This is a genomic window from Nonomuraea sp. NPDC049480 (assembly GCF_044465905.1).
GTDB lineage: Bacteria > Actinomycetota > Actinomycetes > Streptosporangiales > Streptosporangiaceae > Nonomuraea.
On sequence record NZ_JBITMD010000006.1, the window covers coordinates 53371 to 73640 of the forward strand.

Consider the following 20270-nt stretch of genomic DNA (forward strand, 5'->3'; position numbering starts at 1 on the left):
AGGGTCTTTTCCGGACGTTCTGCTTCCGGATTGCGGGGACGTTGTGAGCCCTGAGACGAGCCCCACGGCACGGGCACTGCTCACCCTCGAGCTCCTCCAGGCCGCCCCGGGCATCACCGCCGACCGGCTCGCCGGCGAGCTCGGCGTGTCGGAGCGCGCCGCCCGGCGCTACGTCGAAATCCTCCGCGAGGCCGGCATCCCGATCGAGTCCGTACGCGGGCCGTACGGCGGCTACCGCCTCGGCCGCGGCCTGCGGCCGCCGCCCCTGATGTTCACCGCCGCCGAGGCCCTCGGCCTGGTCATGGCGGTGCTCGACGGTCACCACGACGCGAACGATCCCACCGGCCCGATCGGCGGAGCGCTCGGCAAGATCGTGCGGGCGCTCCCGGAGCCGGTGGCCGACCAGGTCGAGGCCGTCCGCCGGACCACGGCGCCCGCCCCCGACCGCGCCGCCGCCCGTCCCGACCCGGCGACCACGACCACCCTCGTCCAGGCCTGTTCCCGCCACCGCCGGGTGCGGCTCGGCTACCGCTCCGAGGCCGCCAGGGAGCGGGTCATCGAGGCCGACCCGTGGGCGGTCGTCGTCCGCCACGGCAGGTGGTACCTCCTGTGCTGGTCCCACCACGCGCGCGCCCGGCGGGCATACCGGATCGACCGGGTCCGTGACGTGGAGGTGCTCGACGACGCCTTCAGCCCGCCCACCGGACTCGATCCGGTCGCCGCGCTCGAAGAACATCTCGCCGTCGGATGGGAGTACGACGTCGAGGTCGTCATCGACGCGCCCGCCGACGCCGTGGCGCGTTGCCTGCCCCGCGCCCTCGGACGGCTCGAGCCGCTCGACGCCGGGACCACTCGCCTGACCGGCAGCACCAGCAATCCGGTGTGGTACGCCGAGCAGCTCGTCGTGATCCCGGCGGCGTACCGGATCGTGAAGTGCCCCGAGATCCAGGAGGCCGCGCGCTTGCTCGGGCGGCGGCTGCTGGCGGCGGGCGAGGGTGCGGATCCGCGCTTCGTGCCAGACTCCGAGGTATGACCCACACCCATGACGAGGACCCGGCGTGTGAGGTGGCCCACAGCGAGGCTCCGGCCGAGGAGGGCGGGCGGACGCTGGTCGCCGTCTTCGCCTCCCCGGTGGCCGGCTGCCTGCTGAGGTTCGGCGCCGAGCTCGGCTTCCACCCGATCCTCCTCGAGCCCGATCCCGGGCGCCGCCTCGACGGATTCACCGCTGAGACCCGGATCGGCGGCTACATCGACGCCACGGCCGACGTGGTGCTCACCGACCATCACCGTGAGGAGATCGGGCCCATCCTGCGCGACCTGCTCGAGTCGCCGGCCCGGTGGATCGGCATCATGGGCAGCCCCCGCCACACCGGGCCGCACGTGCGGGCCCTGGCCGACCTCGGCGTGCCGCAGGAGGAGATCGCGCGGGTGCACCGGCCCATCGGCCTCAACATCGGCTCGCGCACCCCTCCCGAGATCGCCCTCGCCACCCTGGCCGGCCTGATCGCCGACCGCAACGCCCGCCCCGGCGGCTTCGCCTTCCAGGCCACGGACGCGACGGCGTAGCCGCGGGGACAGGCACACGTCAGGGCAACTCGGTCAGTATGCTCAGGCTTCCACGGCTCGGGGCCGGGGCGCCGGTGCCGGCGACCAGGCCGGCCGGGGCAGGATGGCTTCGACGCCGCAGACTTCGGATACCGGAGGTGACGCACATGGCGCACTACAGCAGGCTCTGCACGATCGTGATCGACGTCCCCGAGGGGGACCACGACAAGGAACTCGACTTCTGGGAGGGCGCGATCGGCCGGCGGCTGACCAGAAACGAGCGCTTTCCCGAATACCATGGCGTGCCGCTGGTGGACCAGGCCATCAGCCTCATGGTGCAACGGATCGAGGAGGGACCGGGCCGGGTGCATCTCGACTTCCACACCGACGACCTGGAGGCGGAGGTCGCCCGGCTGGAACGGCTGGGCGCCAGGCGCGTACAGCAGGCGCACAGGTGGTGGATCATGGAAGACCCGGCAGGCCTGCCCTTCTGCGTCATCCCCGACCCCCCGGGCACCCTGAACGACGGCAACGCCCAGCGCTGGGAGTAGGTCCCCGCCCGGCAGGAGCCGGTCGCCTGGTCGAGGCCGGCCGTCACCGCAGTCCGGCGAACAGATCCTCCTCGTGATCGGGGGCGTCCACCTTGCACAGCACCCGCTCGAACGCCTCATTCGAGAACGCCTGCTGCTGCGCCTCCTCCGGCATGCGCAGCAGGAAGATGTTCTCCCCCTGGCTCTCGTGGGCCTTGAGCGCCTTGAGCTTGCGCTCGGTGTAGGCGGCCACGTCGATGATGCTCGTGACCCGCTCGTCGGGGGTGCCGAAGTCGTCGGAGGGCTCGAAGCCGCCGAGGTCGACCCCGTGGTCGCGCATCATCTCGAACATGCGCTTGATGGCAGAGCGGGGGATGGCCGTGTAGTAGAACTTGTCCGGGATGCCGGTCGACTCCACCGCGGCGGCCGTGATGCGGTGCGCCTGGACGTGGTCCGGGTGGCCGTAACCGCCGCCGCCCGTCTCGTCGTATGTCACCACGACCTGCGGGCGGTAGTGCTCCATCAGCGCGGCGAGCTTGCCGGCGGCCACCTCGACGGGCACGTTGGCGAACGCGTCCGGGTGGCCGTTCGCCGTCCAGCCCTCCATGCCGGAGTCGCGGTAGCCGAGCAGCTCCAGGTGGTCGAGGCCCAGGTGGGCGACCGACTCGCGCAGCTCGGCGAGCCGGCGCTCGGCCACCGCCGCGTCGTCGTGGCCCGCCTCGCCCGGCTTGACGCCGTCCTGGTCGTCGCCCTGCTCGCCGTTGGTGCAGGTGACCAGGACCGTGCGGATGCCCTCCTCGGTGTAACGGGCCAAGATGCCCCCGGTGCTGAGGCACTCGTCGTCGGGGTGGGCGTGCACGACCATCAAAGTGAGTTGCCGATCCATGTGCCGAGACACTACCGGCCGCCACCGACAACCTCGCTCCCGCCCTGGCCGCCGGCCGTGAGCGGAGGATGAGCGGGGCGGCCGTCCCCAGGGCGATCCGGCCTCGCACGGGCGTGCGCTCACCGTGATCCTGAACCGGCGGGGGACATCCTCCTGGCCGGTTCAGGATCGTGTCACGAGCCGTGGAGGCCGGCCTCCTGAAGGAGATCGGTGACGGTGGTGGCGCGCAGCATGTTCGGGTGCAGGCGGCGGGCCCGCTGCTCGGGGATGCCGCCGGCGAGCGCGGCCTCGGTCAGCGCGTCCCTGAGCCAGTCCAGGTCCGGCGGGCGGCCGTCGGACCGTCTGATCAGCGGCTCGCCGGCGGGGCGGCTGGCGCACAGCAGGCGGAGCAGCGGGCGGGCCATCGGCGGGACGCGGAAGGCGGCGAGGTCGTCGCGGCCCTGGCGTACGATGATCACGACGGGCACGGTGCCGCCGCCGGCGCCGGGCCCGCTGTGGACGTCCTGCCGTGTGAGAGCGGCCAGCGCGTCCGCTGAGGCGCCCGTGGACTCCAGCAGCGCGACCGCGGCGGCCTCGCCCGTCCGGCCGTCGGCGGCCAGCCGGGCGATGCCCTGGCGGAGCAGCCGCCGCTCCTCCCGGGTGAGCGTGCGCGTGCTGTCGGCCCGGTGGACTCTGGCCGCCCTCGAGCCGGGGACCGGGTTGTGCCGCACCACGCCGCACTGCCAGGCGAAGGTGTAGAAGGACAGCAGGGTGGAGCGTTTCCTGGCCACCGTCTTGTCCGTCAGGGGCCTGCCGGGGGTGCGGGGGAGGGCGCCGATGCGGGCGGCCGCGCAGTAGGCGTCCAGGTGGGCTCCGGTGACGGAGAGGAGTTCGAGCGCCGGCTCCTGGGCGCGCAGCCAGCGCAGGAACGACGCCAGGACCTGCAGCCCGACCTGCCGCGTGGCCAGGGATGGCCTGCCGTGCAGCCAGGCGGCCACCGTGCGCCAGGTCAGCGGGTCCAGCGCGTCCATCAGGTCCATGTCGGCCCCGGCCACCTCGCCCCCGTCACGGGGCCGGCGCCGTGGCCGCAGCCCCGGCAACTGCCCGACGCTCGTCATCCCGGGAGCGGGCGGCGGCACCTGCCCGGCCCCGGGCGTTCCGGGACCAGCCGCCGCGGATTGCCCGGCTCCGGGCGCCCCAGAACTCGCCGCCGCGGATTGCCCGGTTCCGGGCGTTCCAGGAGCAGCCGCCGCGGACTGCCGGGCGCCGGCGACACCGGCTCTACGTTGCGGTAACCGGCTGGGGCCGGTCATGTCCGGGGCAGGCGGCGGGGCCTGGCCGGCGCCGGCGGCAGGCGGCGGCGCGGGCTCAGGGCGGGGGTCGCCGGCGGGGAGGGAGTCGGGGGTCGGGTCGGTGCGGTCCCCTTGCTGCATGGTCAGCATGCGATCGAGGTCGTGCCCGCGCGCGCGGCCCCGAGATGGCCGCGTGCGCCGATCCGCGTAAGCGCTCCTGGCCGGCCAGGCATGAGACTGGCGCGGGAGGAGCTCATCGGCACGATGATCATGGGGATGGCCGTCGCGAGGGCATGGCAGCCGCGACGGCCCGAACCTGGCAGACCGATCATGATCTCGATCTTCTCACGGAACGCGCCCCGCCCGTTACCCCGAGACCAGGCCCCGAGAGATCAGACCCGAGATCAGCCCCCGAATCAGGCCCTGAATCACGCACTGCGTACAAGCTCGTCCGCCCGCACCCGGGCGGCGGCCGCGGCGGCCCGGTCGCCGAGCGCGTCGGCCAGCGCCGCCTGCTTGAGCCAGTTGTACGGGCTGCACGGCCGCACGCTGACCCGCTCGCTCACCAGCACCCGCGCCACGTCCCGCGCCCCGGCCCGCAGCGCCGCCTCCAGCAGCGTCTTCTGCACGGCGTCCCGCTGCGCGTGGCTGCCGCCGAACTCGTTGATCCGGTGCCGGATCGGATACAGCAGGTCCACCACGGAGGCGTGGTCGCCGCGCCCGAACGCCACGATCGCCCGGCACACCGGCAGCCCCACCCGCAGCGTCATGTCGTGGTTGGTGACGCCGGGGCGCGGCGCCAGCACATAGTCCTCCCGCGACGCGATCAGCTTCTGCGCGTCCCCGATCCGCCCGGCGCCCACGTAGGACATGACGGCGTGCATGTCGTTGAACGCGTAGAACGGCTCGGCCACCCGCACCGGCCACGCGTCGGCCAGCGCCCGCCACCGCTCGTCGAGCTCCGGCCGGCCGGCGCCCTCCAGGTGAAGCCGCCACAGCAGGGCGGCCGCGTCCAGCAGCTCCATGCACGACTGCCCGTCGGCCAGCACCGAGTCGTAGATCGCCAGCACCCGCGGCAGGTCACCGGCCTCCAGCGCGTACAGGCAGTAGTGCCACCAGTTGTGCACGTTGAAGAACGTCCCGGTGGACCAGTCCGGCGTCCGCGCGTCGAGGTAGCGCAGCCCGTCGCCGAACCTGCCCTGCATCTCGTACGTGTGCACCACCGCGTGGATGCCCCACACGTCGCGCGCGTTCAGCTCGACCGCCCGCAGCCCGGCCTCCTCGGAGCGGTCGTAGTGCCCGGCCTCCTCCAGCCCGAACGCGTACATGCCGAGCACGTGCCCGAAGTGCGGGTCGTCCTCGCGCCACGCGCTCAGGGCGCCACCGATGCGGTCGCGCAGCGAGCGGGCGTCGCCGGTGAAGAAGTCGATCTGGTGCCCGGCGGCCAGCGCCAGCGCGTCGCGCGGATGCGCCACCGAGATCTCGCCGAGCAGCGCCCCGCAGGTCAGGAAGTCGCCGTCGAGCAGAGCCTGCAGGGCCGCCACGTGCGCGCGCTCGCGCGGCAGCAGCGCCGATTCGTCGATCCTGCGGCGGAAGGCCCCGAACCGCGCCCGGGCCGTCCGCGCGTCCTCCACCTCGGTGGTCAGCAGCCCGAGGTAGGCCGCCAGGACGTTGCCCATCGGGAAGTCCGGCGACTCGGCCAGCGCCGCGTTCGCCTCGGCGTCGACCTCCGCGCGGAAGTGCAGCAACTCGTCGATCGCCTGGTCGTAGTGCCGTGCCGCGGCGGCGCTCGCCCCGCTCATCGCCAGGCCGTGCTGGTCGGTGGTCACCCGATCACTGTAGACCGCCGCCGGGCCGAGGCGTAGAAGGCCGTTTCCCGGGCACTGCGGAGGTCCGGGGCGAGCTCTTGGAGGAGCGGTGAGCACTGCGGAACGGGCGGGACGCGAGATGACGGGCGCGGCGCGGCGGGCGGCCCGCAGCCGGGCGCTGGACGTGGCCACCCGCGTGGGCCTGGCCTGCCGCGGGGTGCTGTACGCGCTGATCGGCGTGGTGGCGGTGCAGATCGGCCTCGGTGACGGGTCGCAGGAGGCCGACAAGGCGGGAGCGATCTCCACGGTCGCGGCGCTGCCCTTCGGCGCCGTGCTCCTGGGGATCATGACGGCCGGGTTCGTCGCGCTGGCGCTGTGGCAGGCGTCGGAGGCGGTGTTCGGCGGCGGGGAGGCCATCGAGAGGGTGGAGGCGGTGGCGCGGGTCGCGGTGTACGTCCTCGTCGTCGCCACTCTGTTCAGCGTGCTGACGGCAGGCAAGTCGTCCTCGGACGACGAGAAGTCGCGGGACCTGACCGGAACGCTGCTCGGTCTGCCGGGCGGGCAGCTGATCGTGGGCGCGATCGGGCTCGGTCTGCTCGTGCTCGGCGTCTACTGGGTGCGCCAGGGCGTCACCAAGGGTTTCAGGGAGGAGCTCGCCCGCGGGCGCATGTCGCCGCGCGCGCGTACCGCGATGGACCGGCTCGGGACCGGCGGGTACGTCGCCAGGGGCGCGGTCGCCGCGCTGGCCGGGGTCCTCGTCGGCCAGGCGGCGATCACGTTCGACGCGAACCGGGCGGGCGGCATCGACGCGACGCTCAGGCGCTTCGCCGACACGCCCGCCGGGCCGCCGCTGCTCGTGGTGGTGGCGCTGGGGCTGCTGCTGTTCGCCGCCTACTGCTTCGGCGAGTCCCGCTGGCGCCGCACCTGACCTACGGGGACCGCCTGGCCACCACGGCCCTGCCCATGGCCGGGTCGTCGCAGAAGGCGCCGTCGATGCCCAGCTCGACGAGCCTGGACAGCCAGCCCATCACGTCCCCGGTCGCCCGCGCGTACACGGGGCTGGCCTGGTTCCCCATCCGGTAGTCGGCGGGGAGCTGGGAGTTCTCGTTGCGCACGGTCCAGACGTGCACGTCGAGCCCCTTGCGGTGGGCGTCGGAGACGAGCGTCGTGGGCGGCAGCGTCTTGCCCGCGGCGTCCAGCGGCACCACGCGGCGCGTGTCCACGCCGATCCCGTCGGCGTAGCCGGCCACCTCGCGCAGTCCCTCGGGCTTCACCATGTCGTCGTAGGTGCGGGTGCTGCCGGAGGCCACCCAGTCGTACGGCGCGCCGGTGGCGGTGATCAGCTGGATCAGCGGCAGCCGCGTCTTGCCGCTCAGCTCGCGCAGGTTCGCGGTCTCGAAGGACTGGATGTACGCCTTGCGCACCCGGTGGCGGTTCAGCACCTCCAGCAGCGGCTCCTCCAGGGACAGCCCGATGGAGTCGAAGTAGGTGGGGTGCTTGGTCTCGGGGTAGACCCCGACGCCGTGCCTGAGCGCGAGCTGCACGACCTCCTCGAACGTCGGGATCTCCGCCAGCCCGTCGAACGCGGTGTTGTCCGGCCGCAGGTCGGGCACGCGTTCCTTGGCGCGCAGCGTCTTCAGCTCGGCCAGCGTGAAGTCCTCGGTGAACCAGCCGGTGACCGGCCGGCCGTCCACGGTCTTGGTGGTGCGCCGGTCGGCGAACTCCGGCCGCGCGGCCACGTCGGTCGTGCCGGAGATCTCGTTCTCGTGCCTGGCCACGAGCACGTGGTCCTTGGTGGGGACGAGGTCGGGCTCGATGTAGTCGGCGCCCATCGCGATGGCCGCCTCGTACGACAGAAGGGTGTGCTCGGGCCGGTGAGCGCTGGCGCCCCGGTGCCCGATCACGATGGGAGCGTGGCCGCGGCGGTCCGCCGTGGCGGGTGGTGTCTGGATCAGCACGACGGCGACGGTACCGCCGGCGAGGACACCGGCCAGCACGCTCGCGAGTAACCTGCGCATCGTCATGCGCGCACGGTAGACCTCCGAGGTGGCCCGCGAGTTACGGGTGGGCACACGGGGACTGACGGGGCCGGGGGATCCGCACGGGGAACAGGCGTCGAACCGTTCCGCGATGGTGCGCGTATCTCCGTACATGCGTGTGAGGATGGTGCTCGTCGCACTGGTGGGCCTGCTGTCGGTGGCCGGGTGCGCCGCGGCGGCGGAACCGGCCGAAGCCTACGAGCAGGCGGACGTGCGGTTCAGCCAGCAGATGATCACCCATCACCGCGAGACCATCCAGCTGGCCGAGCTCGGGGCCGAGCGCGGCAACGCGTACGTCAAGGAGCTGAGCGGGAAGATCATCCCTGCCGAGCAGGCCGACATCAAGACCATGTCGAGCTGGCTGACCTCCTGGAAGGAGCAGATCCCCGCGGAGGCGGAGGCCGCGAAGCGGGGATCCGAGCTGCCGGCCGGGTCGGGCTTCGAGCGGGGCTGGCTGACCCTGCTGTCCGGGCACCTCGAGCACGGGATCCACATGGCCAAGGAGGTCCAGTCGGCGGGCAAGCACCAGCCGACCCGCAGTCTGGCCGATCGGATCGTCCGCGAGCAGGGCGAGCAGCTGGCGGAGATCGGCAAGCGGCTGGCCTGACCCCGGCCTAGGACGGCACTGCCCGGAGGGCCGCCTCGAACAGCGACGGCTCCCGGCCGGGGCGGCAGACGAGCTGCAGCCCGACGGGCAGGCCGTCCACCGTGCCTGCCGGGACGGTCAGCGCGGGCAGGCCGAAGACGTTCCACGGGCTGGTCAGCGCGAGCAGCGCGGCCCGGACGGCGGCCGGCTCGCCGTCGATCATCATGTCGCGCTGATCGATCGGCGGGGCGGTGATCGGCACGGTCGGCAGCGCCAGGACGTCATGCCGGTCGAACAACGCCCCCACGGCGCCGGCCAGGCCGGCTCGGGCGTCCATGGCGCGGACGTACCGCCAGCCGGGGATCTCCGCGGCGGCACGCACCCGTTCGAGCAGCTCGGGGTCGAACAGCTCGGGCGCGTCGGCCAGGCGGCCGGCGTGCACGGCCACCGCCTCGCAGCTCTGGATGACGGTGTAGGTCTCTCTCAGCTCGCCCGCGACGCCCTCGGGCATCCGCACCTCCTCCAGCGCCCCGGCCGCCGCACGCACCGCGCTCACGACCCGCGGGTCGCCGGGGAAGATCCCGGCGGGATCGAGCCAGGCCACGCGGACCCGGCCGGCGCCTTCAGGGCCGTGGGGCCGGACCCGGCGCTCCCCATCCGCGTCATCACTGTCGTGCGGCCAGGCGGGTTGTGCCCCGCCGGGGCCGGCCAGGCAGTGGTAGGCGAGCAGGCAACCTTCCGCGTCGGCCGCCAGGACGCCCACGTGGTCGAGCGTCCGGGACAGCGGGAACACGCCGTCCGCCGGGATGGCGCCGTAGGCGGGCTTGAAGCCGGACACCCCGCACAGAGCGGCCGGGATGCGGACGGAGCCGCCGGTGTCGGTGCCGAGCGCGAGCGGGACCAGGCCCGCCGCCACGGCCGCCGCGCTCCCGCCGCTGGAACCGCCCGACATGCGCGCGGGATCCCAGGGGTTGTGCACGGGACCGGTGGCCGAGCGGTCGGCCGTGGGGCCGTAGGCGAACTCGTGGGTGGTGGTCGTGCCCACGATGACCGCCCCCGCCCGGCGCAGCCGGGCCACGCACGCGGCGTCGGCCTCCGGGACGTGGCCGGCGAAATGCCGTGAGCCCATCGTCACCGGAAGCCCGGCCACCATGATCAGGTCCTTCACGGCCACCGGCATCCCGTGCAGCGGCCCCCGGTCGGTGCCGCCGGCCAGTTCCTCGTCCGCCCGCCGCGCGGCGGCCAGGGCGCCGTCCGCGTCCACGGTGACGAAGGCGTTCAGCCGGGGGTTGAGCGCGTCGATCGCGTCGAGGGCCGACCGGGTGAGGCCGGCCGACGTGGTGCGGCCGCGGCGCAGGTCCTGGGCGAGGCCGGCGAGGGTGCGGCCGGTGAAGGGGCCGGAGAAGGAGCGAGGGGAGAACGCCATGGGGTCATTGTTTCCGCGCGGGCCAGGTCATGGGCCGCGGAACGGAAATCGCCGGTCACGCCGCGCCGAGCCGGTGGGCCAGGCGGTCCAGGGCCAGGTTGATCAGGATGAAGATGGCCGCGATGAGGATCGCCGCCGGGATGACGTTGGAGAAGTTGGCCGCGATCCCGTTCAGCCCCCGGTCCACCAGCTCGTCGTAGCCGACGATGAGCCCCAGCGCCGAGTCCTTCAGCAGCACGATGAACTGGCTGACCAGGGCGGGCAGCATCGCCCGCAGCCCCTGCGGCAGCAGCACCAGCCGCATCACCTGGTTCTTGCGCATGCCCGTGGCGTACGCCGCCTCCTGCTGCCCCTTCGGCAGGCTCCGCACCCCGGCCCGGACGATCTCCGCGATCACCGACCCGTTGTAGAGGGTGAGCCCGAAGACGACCGCGGCGAACGCCGAGACATGGAGCCCGGTGAGCACGTACGACCCGAAGAACGCGAAGAAGATCAGCAGCAGCAGCGGGACGGACCTGAAGAACTCCACGACCACGGCCGCGGGCACCCGGATCCACCGGTGGTCCGACATGCGGGCGGTCGCGAACACCAGCCCGAACAGCCCTGCCAGCACCACCCCCGCCACGGCCGCGCCCAGCGTCCCGGCCAGCCCCGGCAGGATGAACGTGGCCCACACGTCGCCCCGCAGCAGCGGCGTCCACTTCTCCGCCGCCCACTGGTCCTTCTCGTCGAACCGCACGTACACCACATAGGCCAGGCCCAGCAGCCCGAGGGCGACGGCCGCGGCCAGCGCCCGGTTGCGGCGGACGCCGCGCGGCCCGGGTACCTCGTAGAGGTTGGCGTAGCTCATCGCGCCACCGCCATCCGACGCGACAGCCAGCCGAACACCAGCCCCATCGGCAGGCACAGCAGCACGAACCCGGCGGCGAAGCCGAGGAAGATCTCGATCACCTGGTCGCCGTACGTCTCGATCATCTCCCGCATCCGCACCGACGCCTCGCTCACGCCCACCACCAGCGCGATCGTGGTGTTCTTGGTCAGCGCGATGAGGATGCTGCCCAGCGGCGCCACGACCGCGCGGAACGCCTGCGGCAGCGTGATCAGCCGCAGCGTCTTGACGAAGCCCAGCCCCAGCGACCGGGCCGCCTCCGCCTGCCCGACCGGCACCGTGTTCAGCCCGGACCGCAGCGCCTCGCACACGAACGCCGAGGTGTAGGCGGTCAGGCCGATGACCGCCAGCCAGAAGTTGTTGGTCGCGATGTCGTCCGACAGCTCCACGCCCAGGTTCGCGCCGACGCCGAGCCCGGTGAACAGCAGCACCAGCGTGAGCGGAGTGTTGCGGGCCACCGACACGTAGCAACTCGCCGCCCCGCGCAGGGACGCCAGCGGGGCCACCCGCATGGCGGCCAGCAGCGTCCCCAGCACCAGGGAGCCGAGCGTGCTGACCGCCGTCAGCCGCACCGTCATCCAGAACGCGGCCAGGACGGTGTCGCGTTCGATCAGCAAGGCCTCCACGTCAGTACCGCTCCAGCGCCGGGGCCTGCGGCAGGGCGAAGCCGGAGGCGCCGACGCTGGCCTGCAGCGCCTTGGTCCAGCTCCCGTCGGAGAACATCTTCTGCAGCGCGTCGTTGACCGCCTTGCGGCCCGCCGTGTCGTCCTTCTTCAGCCCGATGCCGTACTTCTCCGTGCTGAAGGTCTTGCCGACCACCTTGAGCTTGCCCGCGTGCTGCGCGGCGTAGCCGGCCAGGATGACGTTGTCGGTGGTGATGGCGTCGAGCTGGCCGCCGAGCACCCGGTCCACGCATGCCGAGTACGTCCGCTCCTCCTGCAGCTGCACCTGCTCGGCGTACTCCGACTTGACCTTCTGCGCGGGGGTGGAGCCGGCGACCGAGCACAGCTTCTTGCCGTTGAGCGCCTCCGGCCCGGTCAGCGCGCCGTCGCCGGCCCGGACGAGGAGGTCCTGCCCGGCCACGAAGTACGGCCCGGCGAACGACACCTTCTGCTTGCGGGCGTCGGTGATCGAGTACGTCGCCACGACCATGTCCACCTGGCCCTGCTCGATGAACGCCTCCCGGTTGGCCGACACGGTCTCCTTGAAGGTGATGTCCGCCGGGCCGACGCCCAGCTCCTTGGCCACGTACTTGGCGACCTCGATGTCGAAGCCGGTGAACGCGCCGTCCGGCGTGCGCAGCCCCAGTCCCGGCTGGTCCGCCTTCACCCCGATGACCAGCTTCTTGTCGTTCTTGGCCTTGTCCACGACGGAGGCGTAGGTCTCCTGACCGCTTCCGCAGGCGGTCGCGGCGAGGGCGAGCAGAGCGAACGTCGCGTACAGGGATTTTCCAAACATGGGGGGCTCCTTAGTGGGTGAGGATCTTGGCGAGGAAGGACTGGGCGCGGTCGCTGCTCGGCGCGCCGAAGAAGCCGTCGGGGGTGTCCTGCTCGACGATCTCGCCGTCGGCCATGAAGACCACCCGGTCGGCGGCCCGCCGGGCGAACCCCATCTCGTGGGTGACGACGACCATGGTCATGCCGTCGCGGGCGAGCCCCGTCATCACCTCGAGCACCTCGTTGACCATCTCCGGGTCGAGCGCCGAGGTGGGCTCGTCGAACAGGATCACCTTCGGATCCATGGCCAGCGCCCGGGCGATCGCCACCCGCTGCTGCTGGCCGCCGGACAGCTGGGCGGGGTACTTGGCCGCCTGCCCGCCGATGCCCACCCGGTCGAGCAGTTGCCTGGCCTTGGCCACGGCGGCGTCCTTCGGCCGCTTCAGCACGTGGACCTGCCCGAGGACGACGTTGTCCAGGACGGTCTTGTGCGCGAAGAGGTTGAACGACTGGAAGACCATGCCGACCTCGGCCCGCAGCCGGGCCAGCGCCCGGCCCTCGGCGGGCAGCGGGGTGCCGTCCAGGCTGATCGTGCCGGAGTCGACGGTCTCCAGCCGGTTGATCGCCCGGCACAGCGTCGACTTGCCCGCCCCCGACGGGCCGATGATCACGACGACCTCGCCCCGCCGGACGGTCAGGTTCACGTCCCTGAGCACGTGGTGGTCGCCGTAGCGCTTGTTGACCTGGTCCAGGACGATCAGGTCCGCCTGGGTCATGCGTCACGCTCCTTGTCTCGGTCCGCGTTGGCGTAACCGTAGGAGCCGCATGTTCCGTGAAAAGAGTTATGCGCTTTCTGCTCAGAAAGTGGTTATTCTGCTCACCGATGCGCAGGCTTGGACTGGTCGGACGTCGCCCGATAGACGCCGATCGTGTCCCGGTAGGCCCGGTCCCACTGGCCGTCGCGCAGCCAGCGGGCGATCAGACCGTTGAGATGGTCGCGGAAGACCACGTCCCCCTTGCGGATGCCCATCCCGTACGGCTCCTGCCCGAACGGCTTGCCGACCAGCCGCAGCCGATCCTGCTCGGCCTGCAGGCCGAGCAGGATGGTGTCGTCGGTGCTGATCGCGTCGACGCGGGCGGCCAGGAGCGCCGGCACGCACACGCTGTAGGCGTCCACGATCTCCAGCTTCGCGCCGGGGGCCTCGGAGTTCAGCCGCTCGACGGAGGTCGATCCCCTGGCGGTGCACACGGTCTTGCCGTCGAGGTCCGACACGCCGCCGATGCGGGTGTCGTCCACTCTGACCAGGAGGTCCTGCCCGGCGGAGTAGTAGGGCTCGGTGAACGTCACCAGCTCGGCCCGCGCCGCGGTGATCGAGTACGTGGCGATGACGAGGTCCACGACCTGCTGGGCGATGAAGTTCTCCCGCTCCCGCGAGACGGTCTCGACGAAGCGGATGTTGCGCTCGCTGCCGGTCAGGTCCTTGGCCACCAGCCGGGCCATCTCCGCGTCGAACCCGGTGATCCGCCCGCTGACCGGATCCTTGTAGCCGAACAGCGGCTGGTCGAACTTGATGCCCACCACCAGCACGCCGCGGTCCCTGATGCGGTCCATGGTCGAGCCCTCGGGGAACTCGCCCGGCCCGCCGGAGCCCGCGCAGCCCGTGGGCAGCAGGCACAGCAGCGCGGCCAGCAGGACCCTGAGCGTGCTCACCGCGCGCGGTACCGGTGCTGGGGCCGGCCGGTCGGCCCGTATCTGGGCCGGGCCTCGACGAGCCCGCGGTCGGCCAGGTGCTCCAGGTAGCGGCGGGCGGTGGCGCGGCTGACGCCGATCGTCGCGGCCAGCTCGTTCGCCGAGGCGTCCTCGACCTCCGCCAGCGCGTCGAGCACGGCCTGCTCGGTCGCCGCGGAGATGCTCTTCGGCCGGGTCGCCGGGTCGAGGTGGAGCAGGCGGAAGATCCGGTCGATCTCCTGCTGCTCGGCGAACCGGCCGCCTGACTCCAGCTCATGGGCCGTGGCCGCGTACCGCAGCAGCGTCTGCTCCAGCGTCCCGGCCCGCGTCGGCTTGACCAGGTAGTAGAGCGCGCCCCGCTGCATGGCCGCGCGGACCGTCGCCGACTCCTTGCGCCCGGAGATCACGATGATGTCGGCGGGCGGCTGGTCGGGCCGCCGCAACCGGTGCGCCACCTCCAGCCCGGGGAGGTCCGGCAGGTGCAGGTCGAGCAGCACCAGCCGGGGCGCGAACCGCTGGGCGGCCGCCAGCGCCGCGTGCCCGCTGTGCGCGATTCCCACCACTCTGAATCCGAGGACCCGGTTGACCTGCGCCTGCAACGCGGCCGTCACGACCGGGTCGTCGTCCACGATGAGAACGGTGATGTCCCTGGATACAGGCACCGCACCCTCCTCGCTTCTTATGACAGAGGTTCAGTGCAGCTTAGGTGGCTTTTCGTAAATAAGATCGACTTTAGCGCATTCTGCTCACGCCCATCCTCCCGCGTGCGCCCGATCCCTCCTACTCTGTACCCCGGGGTGACAGGGGAGGAGACGGACGCCGGTGAGATGGCTGCTCGCGGTGACGGCCCTGTGGACGCTGCTCGGCCTCCTGCCCCTGGCGTTGCTGACCTCCTCCAGCATCTCCCTCTCCGAGAACGCGGTGAACGACGAGATCTACGGCCGGGTCAGGACCACCGCTTCGGTGAGCAGGGTCGTGGTGGAGCAGCAGATGGGCTCGCTCAAGCAGCTCGTCTCCGCCTTCGCCCAGCAGCCCCGGGTACGCGACGCGGTGGACCGTCCCACCGCCGAGACCATGAAGGGCTATCTCGACGAGCTGAAGCGGATGCGTGACGGCGTCAGCGGGCTGATGCTCATCTCGCCGGAGGGCGACATACGCCGAGCCGAGCCGGAGAGCGCTCTGCCCCAGGACATCAGCAGCACCGACTGGTTCGAGGCGGTGCGCGACGGGCGGCAGGCGCACATCTCGCAGGCGTACACGCCGACGATGCAGGACGTGTCCAGAGCCGTCGCCGTGGCCGCGCCGATCCTCAGCGACGACAAGCAGCGCATGTTCGGCATCCTCGCCGTGGTCTACAGCCTCGACGCCATCCAGGTGTTCGCCAAGGGCGCCGCGGACGCCCAGGGCGTCAGCCTGCTGATCACAGACCGGGCCGGCGTGCTCGTCGCCGACCCCGGCAGGAGGTTGTACGCCCTCACCTCGCTGCGCGAGGACCCGCGGGTGGACGCGGCGCTCGCCGGCCGCACCTGGAGCGGCCCCTTCAGCGGCATCGACGGCATGGTGCTGTCGGCGTCCGTGCCGATCCCCGGCATCGGGTGGACGGTCACCGCCGAGGTGTCCGCCGCCGAGGCCCTCTCCTCCGCCGAGAAGCTGCGCGGCAACGTGCTGACCGTCGCCGCCCTGCTGGCGATCCTCATCCTGGCCGGCCTGGGGATCCAGATCCACACCACCCGCGGCCGCCGCCGGGCGCAGGCCACCCTGTCCAGGTACGCCGCCGAGCTGGCCGCCGCCAGGGACGAGGCGGTCAGCGCCTCCAGCGCCAAGTCCGAGTTCCTGGCCAAGATCAGCCACGAGATCCGCACCCCGATCAACGGCGTGCTCGGCATGAACTCCCTGCTCATGGGCACCCGCCTGGACGACGAGCAGCGCCACTACGCCACCACGGCCGAGGAGTCGGCCCAGAACGTGCTGCGCCTGCTCGACGACTTTCTCGACCTGTCCAGGATCGAGGCCGGCCACCTGCAGGTCGAGGACGCGCCGTTCGACCTGCCGCGGCTCTGCGACGAGGTGGTGGCGCCCCTCGCGCCGCACGCCTACGAGCAGGGACTCTGGCTCACGCTGCGGCTGGAGGAGCACGTGCCGCGGCAGGTGGCGGGGGATCCGGCGCGGTTGCGGCAGATCCTCTCCAACCTCGTCGGCAACGCCCTCAAGTTCACCGTCAAGGGCGGCGTCGACCTGCACGTGACCCTCGACGAGGGGGAGCCCGGCGACGAACGGGTGATGCTCAGGTTCGACGTCTCCGACACCGGCATCGGCGTCGGCCCCGACGACCGGGAACGGGTCTTCGGCGTCTTCCGCCAGGTGGACTCGCCGATCACGCGCAGGACCGGCGGCAGTGGCCTGGGGCTGGCCATCGCCAGGCAGCTCACCGAGCTCATGGGCGGGGAGATCGGGCTCGACAGCGTGGAGGGGGTGGGCAGCCGGTTCTGGGTCCGGCTGCCGCTGGACGTCCTGACCTGGTCCGAGCCGGGGGCCGGGGTGCTGGAAGGGCGGCGGGCGCTCGTCGCCGACCCGCGGCCCGAGGACCGGGCACTGGCCGGGCGGTTCCTGTCCGACGCGGGGCTCGCCGTGGAGGAGACCAGGGACGCCCGGTCCGCGCTGGTCCTGCTGCGCACCGCCGCCGACGGCGGCGACCCGTACGAGCTGGCCGTCGTCGCGCTCGACCTCGGCTCCGAGGAGCCCGGCGCGGACGGCGAGAGTGTTGCTCTCGCCCACACCATCCTCGGCGACCCGCTGCTCCAGGCCACCAGCGTCGTCGTGGTCGTCACCCCCGGGCGGGCCCGCTTCGCCTGGCCGGTCGCCGCGGGCGAGCGCGCCGTGCAGTCGATCACCCGGCCGCTGAGCCGGCGGCGCCTGGTCGCCGCCGTCGAGAACGCCCTCGGCACGGGGGAGAGTCCCGGCGAGGTACGCGAGGGCGTGCCGGAGACCGTCTCCGGAGGAGTGCGCATCCTGGTGGCCGAGGACGACGAGGTCAGCCGCCAGGTGGCGATGCTCGTCCTGCGGCAGGCCGGGCACGAGGTCGACACCGTCCACGACGGCGCGCAGGCCGTGCGGGCCGTGCTGGCCGGCGGCTACGACCTGGTGTTCATGGACTGCCAGCTGCCCGTGCTCGACGGCCTGGCCGCGACGGCCGAGATCAGGGACCGCGAGGAGACGCACACCCCGATCATCGCCATGACCGCGGCCGCGATGCCGGACGACCGGATCCGCTGCCTGGAGGCGGGCATGGACGACCACCTGGCCAAGCCGGTGGACTGGCCGCGCGTGCTCGCCCGGATCCCGGAGTGGGCCGCGTACGCGAACCTTCCGCCCGAGCTGGCGGGCCTGTCGCCGGAGGCGGTCGCGGACGTCGCGCAGGCGTACCTGGCGACCGCCCGGCGGACGTTCGAGGACCTGCGCCGGGCGGTGCGGGAGGGGGACCTGCCGGAGGTGGCCGCGCTCGCGCACCGCCTCAAGGGCAGCTGTGCGACCGTCGGCGCCACGAGCGAGGCCGCGCTGTGCGGGCGGGTGGAGGACCTGGCGCGTACGGGGGCCGTGGAGGAGGAGCTCGTCGAGGAGCTGGGCGAGCTGCTCAAGGTGACCCCGGAGTGGATGGGCCATCCGGCCGGCTGAGCGGGCGCGTCAGGCGACGACGACGTCCAGGAAGATCGGTTTCTTGGCGGCGAACAGCTCGTGCCCGGCCTCGTTGGTTATCTTCCAGTAGATCTTGCACCGGCCGGGGGAGTCGGCGGCGCGGACGCGTACCTCGATGTCGACGGACTCGCCCGGCTCGACCGGGCGGATCTCGACCCGCTCGGGGGCGCGGCACGAGGTGTCGTTCAGGCGGGTGAGAAAGCGTCCCCTCCACGGGACGGTGCCGGCGTTCCTGATCCGCCACACCTTCGTGAACTGCGTGCCCTTCTTCACCACTGTCCCGTCCGGATGGGTGATGTCCCCTTCGAAGACCGAGTCGTCGTGCGGCGAGACGGTCGTCGCCGGGGTGCTCCGGGCGGCGGGCTCACCCTCTCCGACGAGCGGGGACAGCCACGTGAACAGGCCGGCGCCGACGCCTGCCGCGGCGGTCGCGACCGCCGCGATCACGGCCGGCCTCCTGGCAAGGGGCGGCCGGGCCTGGGGAGGTATCTGGGGTTGCTCCGCCATCGGGGCCTCGGTCTCGGTGTGTGCGGCGCTCGCGGCCCGCTCCCAGTGACCGCGCCACTCGCGCCTGGTGTCCTCCGCGTCCTGCCCCAGCCGGTCGACCGCCAGGACGCGGACGAACTCCCACGTCGTCTCCCAGGTCGGCAGCACCTGCCCCCGGGCGGCGGCCGCCAGGGACGACTTCGAGGCCGCCGCGCCCAGCCGGGCCGACATCTCCGCGAAGGAGGGGTCACCCGCCTCCGCCTTCAGCTCCCACAGCCGGTACGCGAGCGCCGCCACCGGCCCCGCGGCCGGATCCGGCCGGACCGGCTTCCGTCCTGGCCGCGTACCGCGTTCCGTCCAGCGCGAGTCAGGCTCATCTCCATCCAATACCGGCATCTCCCCTGCTCCGTCCAGCGCCGTCACCCGGCTGTGCCGACGATTCGGCACAGCCTGCGATACACCTTGAGAGCGAATAAGATTACCGGATTTGTCCAAATAGCTCCGGAATTCCGGGGGTTATCCCGGGCGGCGTGATCACTCGCCCGCGCACGCCCGGAAGCCGTATTCCGCGGCGAAGGTTCGCAGCGCCTTCTCGTTCTCGTCCGGTTCCAGGGACCGGTCAACCGCCTGCCTCGCCTCGCCTTCCCGGCCCGCGCGCATCGCCGCCTCCGCCCTTGCGCTGAAGTCGCGCACGCTCGCGGCCAGCGCCCGGGCGGGCGCGTAGAACCCCTCCCGTATCCGCGCGACGTCGGCGCCGGGCGGCGCGATCGCCTCGATCGCGGCGATGGTCCCGGTCATCGACTCCGATGCCCGGCGCAGTTCGTCCACCTCCTCGCGCAGGTTCGCAGGCTGTTCGGCGTGGAGCTCCGACTGCCGGGAGGCTTCCTCGCACACCGCGTCGACGGCGGCGATGTACCGCTTCTTGACGTCCGCGTACGTTTCCTCCGCCGCCATCGAGACCGTCGCCCCCAGCACGACGGTCACGACCAGCACGATCCCGCCGGCGACCACACCCCACACCGGGACACGTCTGTCGCGCGACCTCATCGCCGCTCACTCCTTCGGAAGAAAGGCCCTTGGCGCTTTGACGGGCGCCAAGGGCCGGCGTTCGGCAGGGCTGGGTCCGGCCCGGGATCAACACCGGATCCGACGCTCATCCGTTCGCTGCTGCAGGGTCCTCGCTTTGCTGCCGCGCAGGACGGAATAGAGGTGCACCTTCGTCTGGTTGCGGTAGAGCTGGCTGCCGCCGGAGCACTTCCAGGAAGCGGTCGTCGTCACCGTGAACGCGTCTCTTCCCTTCTTCTCCGTGTCAGTGGCCTTCGTCCGCCATAAACCGAGCCCGCGGTACTGCTGGAGGCTCGTCTTGACCACGGACTGGCGGCCCCACTCGCCCTTCTTGCAGTGGACCTGCCGGCTCGTCTTGATGTGGTTGCCGCTCCTGTACGGGGGGATGATCCGATACCAGCCCTTGCAGCGATCGTGGTACCCCATCAGCAGCTGCCGCTTCGCCGACCAGCCCGGCGCCATGGCGGCCGAATTGTCCCCGGCGGCGGCATCCGTCCGCGCCTGTGCTGCCGACCCCGTCATGAGCTGGGCCGCTGTCAGCCCGGCTACGAGAGCCACCCCCGCGATCCCTTTTCGTCCGATCATCGGATCTCCTTTCAAAGAAATCCTCTGTGCTTTCCGGCTCGGGAGTCCCCATCAACCACGCGCGGCGATTCGGCGCGGTTTCCGTGAACGGGGAACGGCATCACTGTGACCGGCTGCACTCCCGCACGGCAAGCGGCTCATAGTCCAAACATTGTCCAGAGCCATTCGGACAACCAAACCCGCAGGTCACAAAACTTGGAAATGAATATCCGGCGTGCCGCTGGAATACACCGTCCGCAGTTGCGGAAATTCCGGCACCCGCAACAATCCGCGTGCCGGAAACAGCACCGGCCGCC

Annotated in this window: 20 protein-coding genes; 6 read left to right on the forward strand and 14 right to left on the reverse strand. The window is 72.1% G+C overall.

The features are described from left to right. Nucleotides 1-43: 43 nt before the first annotated feature. The 3 genes from ACIBX3_RS18795 to ACIBX3_RS18805 all read left to right on the forward strand — a co-directional run bounded on the left by ACIBX3_RS18795 (nucleotide 44) and on the right by ACIBX3_RS18805 (nucleotide 2096). Nucleotides 44-1033, forward strand: a complete 990-nt coding sequence (locus tag ACIBX3_RS18795) for a helix-turn-helix transcriptional regulator (RefSeq protein WP_397118495.1) — start codon at nucleotides 44-46, stop codon at nucleotides 1031-1033. Then, nucleotides 1030-1566, forward strand: coding sequence for an XdhC family protein (locus ACIBX3_RS18800; protein WP_397118496.1), 537 nt, complete (start codon nucleotides 1030-1032; stop codon nucleotides 1564-1566). Before ACIBX3_RS18795 ends, ACIBX3_RS18800 begins: the two co-directional genes overlap by 4 nt. Before the next feature lie 146 nt (nucleotides 1567-1712). After that, on the forward strand, nucleotides 1713-2096 hold the full coding sequence (locus tag ACIBX3_RS18805; RefSeq protein WP_397118498.1) for a VOC family protein: 384 nt from the start codon (nucleotides 1713-1715) through the stop codon (nucleotides 2094-2096). 43 nt (nucleotides 2097-2139) lie between these two features. Here the strand turns inward: ACIBX3_RS18805 and ACIBX3_RS18810 are convergent, their stop codons facing one another. The 3 genes from ACIBX3_RS18810 to ACIBX3_RS18820 form a co-directional block, all read right to left on the reverse strand. Further along, nucleotides 2140-2961, reverse strand: a complete 822-nt coding sequence (locus ACIBX3_RS18810) for a PIG-L family deacetylase (protein ID WP_397118500.1) — start codon at nucleotides 2959-2961, stop codon at nucleotides 2140-2142. 173 nt (nucleotides 2962-3134) lie between these two features. Continuing rightward, complete coding sequence (locus tag ACIBX3_RS18815; RefSeq protein WP_397118502.1) at nucleotides 3135-4058, reverse strand: tyrosine-type recombinase/integrase; 924 nt, start codon at nucleotides 4056-4058, stop codon at nucleotides 3135-3137. A gap of 602 nt (nucleotides 4059-4660) precedes the next feature. Continuing rightward, nucleotides 4661-6061, reverse strand: coding sequence for a tetratricopeptide repeat protein (locus ACIBX3_RS18820; protein WP_397118504.1), 1401 nt, complete (start codon nucleotides 6059-6061; stop codon nucleotides 4661-4663). 88 nt (nucleotides 6062-6149) lie between these two features. Between ACIBX3_RS18820 and ACIBX3_RS18825 the strand changes: the two genes are divergently transcribed. Further along, entirely contained in the window at nucleotides 6150-6968 is an 819-nt protein-coding gene (locus tag ACIBX3_RS18825) for a DUF1206 domain-containing protein (RefSeq protein ID WP_397118506.1), read from the forward strand. A gap of 1 nt (nucleotide 6969) precedes the next feature. Here ACIBX3_RS18825 and ACIBX3_RS18830 read toward each other — a convergent pair whose 3' ends face one another. After that, entirely contained in the window at nucleotides 6970-8064 is a 1095-nt protein-coding gene (locus ACIBX3_RS18830; RefSeq protein ID WP_397118508.1) for a glycerophosphodiester phosphodiesterase, read from the reverse strand. A gap of 127 nt (nucleotides 8065-8191) precedes the next feature. Between ACIBX3_RS18830 and ACIBX3_RS18835 the strand changes: the two genes are divergently transcribed. Then, entirely contained in the window at nucleotides 8192-8686 is a 495-nt protein-coding gene (locus ACIBX3_RS18835) for a DUF305 domain-containing protein (protein WP_397118510.1), read from the forward strand. Between the two features lie 7 nt (nucleotides 8687-8693). On the opposite strand, the gene ACIBX3_RS18840 is transcribed toward ACIBX3_RS18835, so the two are convergent. The 7 genes from ACIBX3_RS18840 to ACIBX3_RS18870 form a co-directional block, all read right to left on the reverse strand. Further along, nucleotides 8694-10091, reverse strand: coding sequence for an amidase (locus ACIBX3_RS18840; RefSeq protein WP_397118512.1), 1398 nt, complete (start codon nucleotides 10089-10091; stop codon nucleotides 8694-8696). Nucleotides 10092-10146: 55 nt separating this feature from the next. Further along, entirely contained in the window at nucleotides 10147-10941 is a 795-nt protein-coding gene (locus ACIBX3_RS18845; protein WP_397118514.1) for an amino acid ABC transporter permease, read from the reverse strand. Further along, nucleotides 10938-11606 (reverse strand): amino acid ABC transporter permease, encoded by a 669-nt coding sequence (locus ACIBX3_RS18850; protein ID WP_397118516.1) that lies wholly within the window; start codon nucleotides 11604-11606, stop codon nucleotides 10938-10940. The genes ACIBX3_RS18845 and ACIBX3_RS18850 overlap by 4 nt, the downstream gene beginning before the upstream one ends. A 1-nt stretch (nucleotide 11607) precedes the next feature. Further along, nucleotides 11608-12438, reverse strand: a complete 831-nt coding sequence (locus ACIBX3_RS18855) for a glutamate ABC transporter substrate-binding protein (protein WP_397118518.1) — start codon at nucleotides 12436-12438, stop codon at nucleotides 11608-11610. A gap of 10 nt (nucleotides 12439-12448) precedes the next feature. Then, a complete protein-coding gene (locus ACIBX3_RS18860; RefSeq protein ID WP_397118520.1) occupies nucleotides 12449-13192 on the reverse strand; it encodes an amino acid ABC transporter ATP-binding protein in 744 nt (247 codons plus the stop codon). 101 nt (nucleotides 13193-13293) lie between these two features. Beyond that, a complete protein-coding gene (locus ACIBX3_RS18865; RefSeq protein WP_397118522.1) occupies nucleotides 13294-14127 on the reverse strand; it encodes a glutamate ABC transporter substrate-binding protein in 834 nt (277 codons plus the stop codon). After that, the gene (locus ACIBX3_RS18870) at nucleotides 14124-14807 is read right to left on the reverse strand and encodes a response regulator (protein WP_397118524.1); all 684 of its coding nucleotides are present in this window, start codon (nucleotides 14805-14807) and stop codon (nucleotides 14124-14126) included. The genes ACIBX3_RS18865 and ACIBX3_RS18870 overlap by 4 nt, the downstream gene beginning before the upstream one ends. Nucleotides 14808-14967: 160 nt before the next feature. On the opposite strand from ACIBX3_RS18870, the gene ACIBX3_RS18875 reads away from it, so the two are divergent. Then, nucleotides 14968-17817 carry a response regulator gene (locus ACIBX3_RS18875; protein ID WP_397118526.1) on the forward strand — a complete coding sequence of 950 codons (2850 nt, stop codon included), beginning with the start codon at nucleotides 14968-14970 and terminating at the stop codon, nucleotides 17815-17817. Nucleotides 17818-17826: 9 nt separating this feature from the next. On the opposite strand, the gene ACIBX3_RS18880 is transcribed toward ACIBX3_RS18875, so the two are convergent. From ACIBX3_RS18880 to ACIBX3_RS18890, 3 genes are all read right to left on the reverse strand, one after another. Further along, the gene (locus tag ACIBX3_RS18880; RefSeq protein WP_397118528.1) at nucleotides 17827-18720 is read right to left on the reverse strand and encodes an NBR1-Ig-like domain-containing protein; all 894 of its coding nucleotides are present in this window, start codon (nucleotides 18718-18720) and stop codon (nucleotides 17827-17829) included. A 138-nt stretch (nucleotides 18721-18858) separates the two neighbouring features. Further along, nucleotides 18859-19371 (reverse strand): hypothetical protein, encoded by a 513-nt coding sequence (locus tag ACIBX3_RS18885; RefSeq protein WP_397118530.1) that lies wholly within the window; start codon nucleotides 19369-19371, stop codon nucleotides 18859-18861. An 87-nt stretch (nucleotides 19372-19458) separates the two neighbouring features. Beyond that, nucleotides 19459-19974, reverse strand: coding sequence for a hypothetical protein (locus tag ACIBX3_RS18890; RefSeq protein ID WP_397118532.1), 516 nt, complete (start codon nucleotides 19972-19974; stop codon nucleotides 19459-19461). Nucleotides 19975-20270 lie beyond the last annotated feature (296 nt).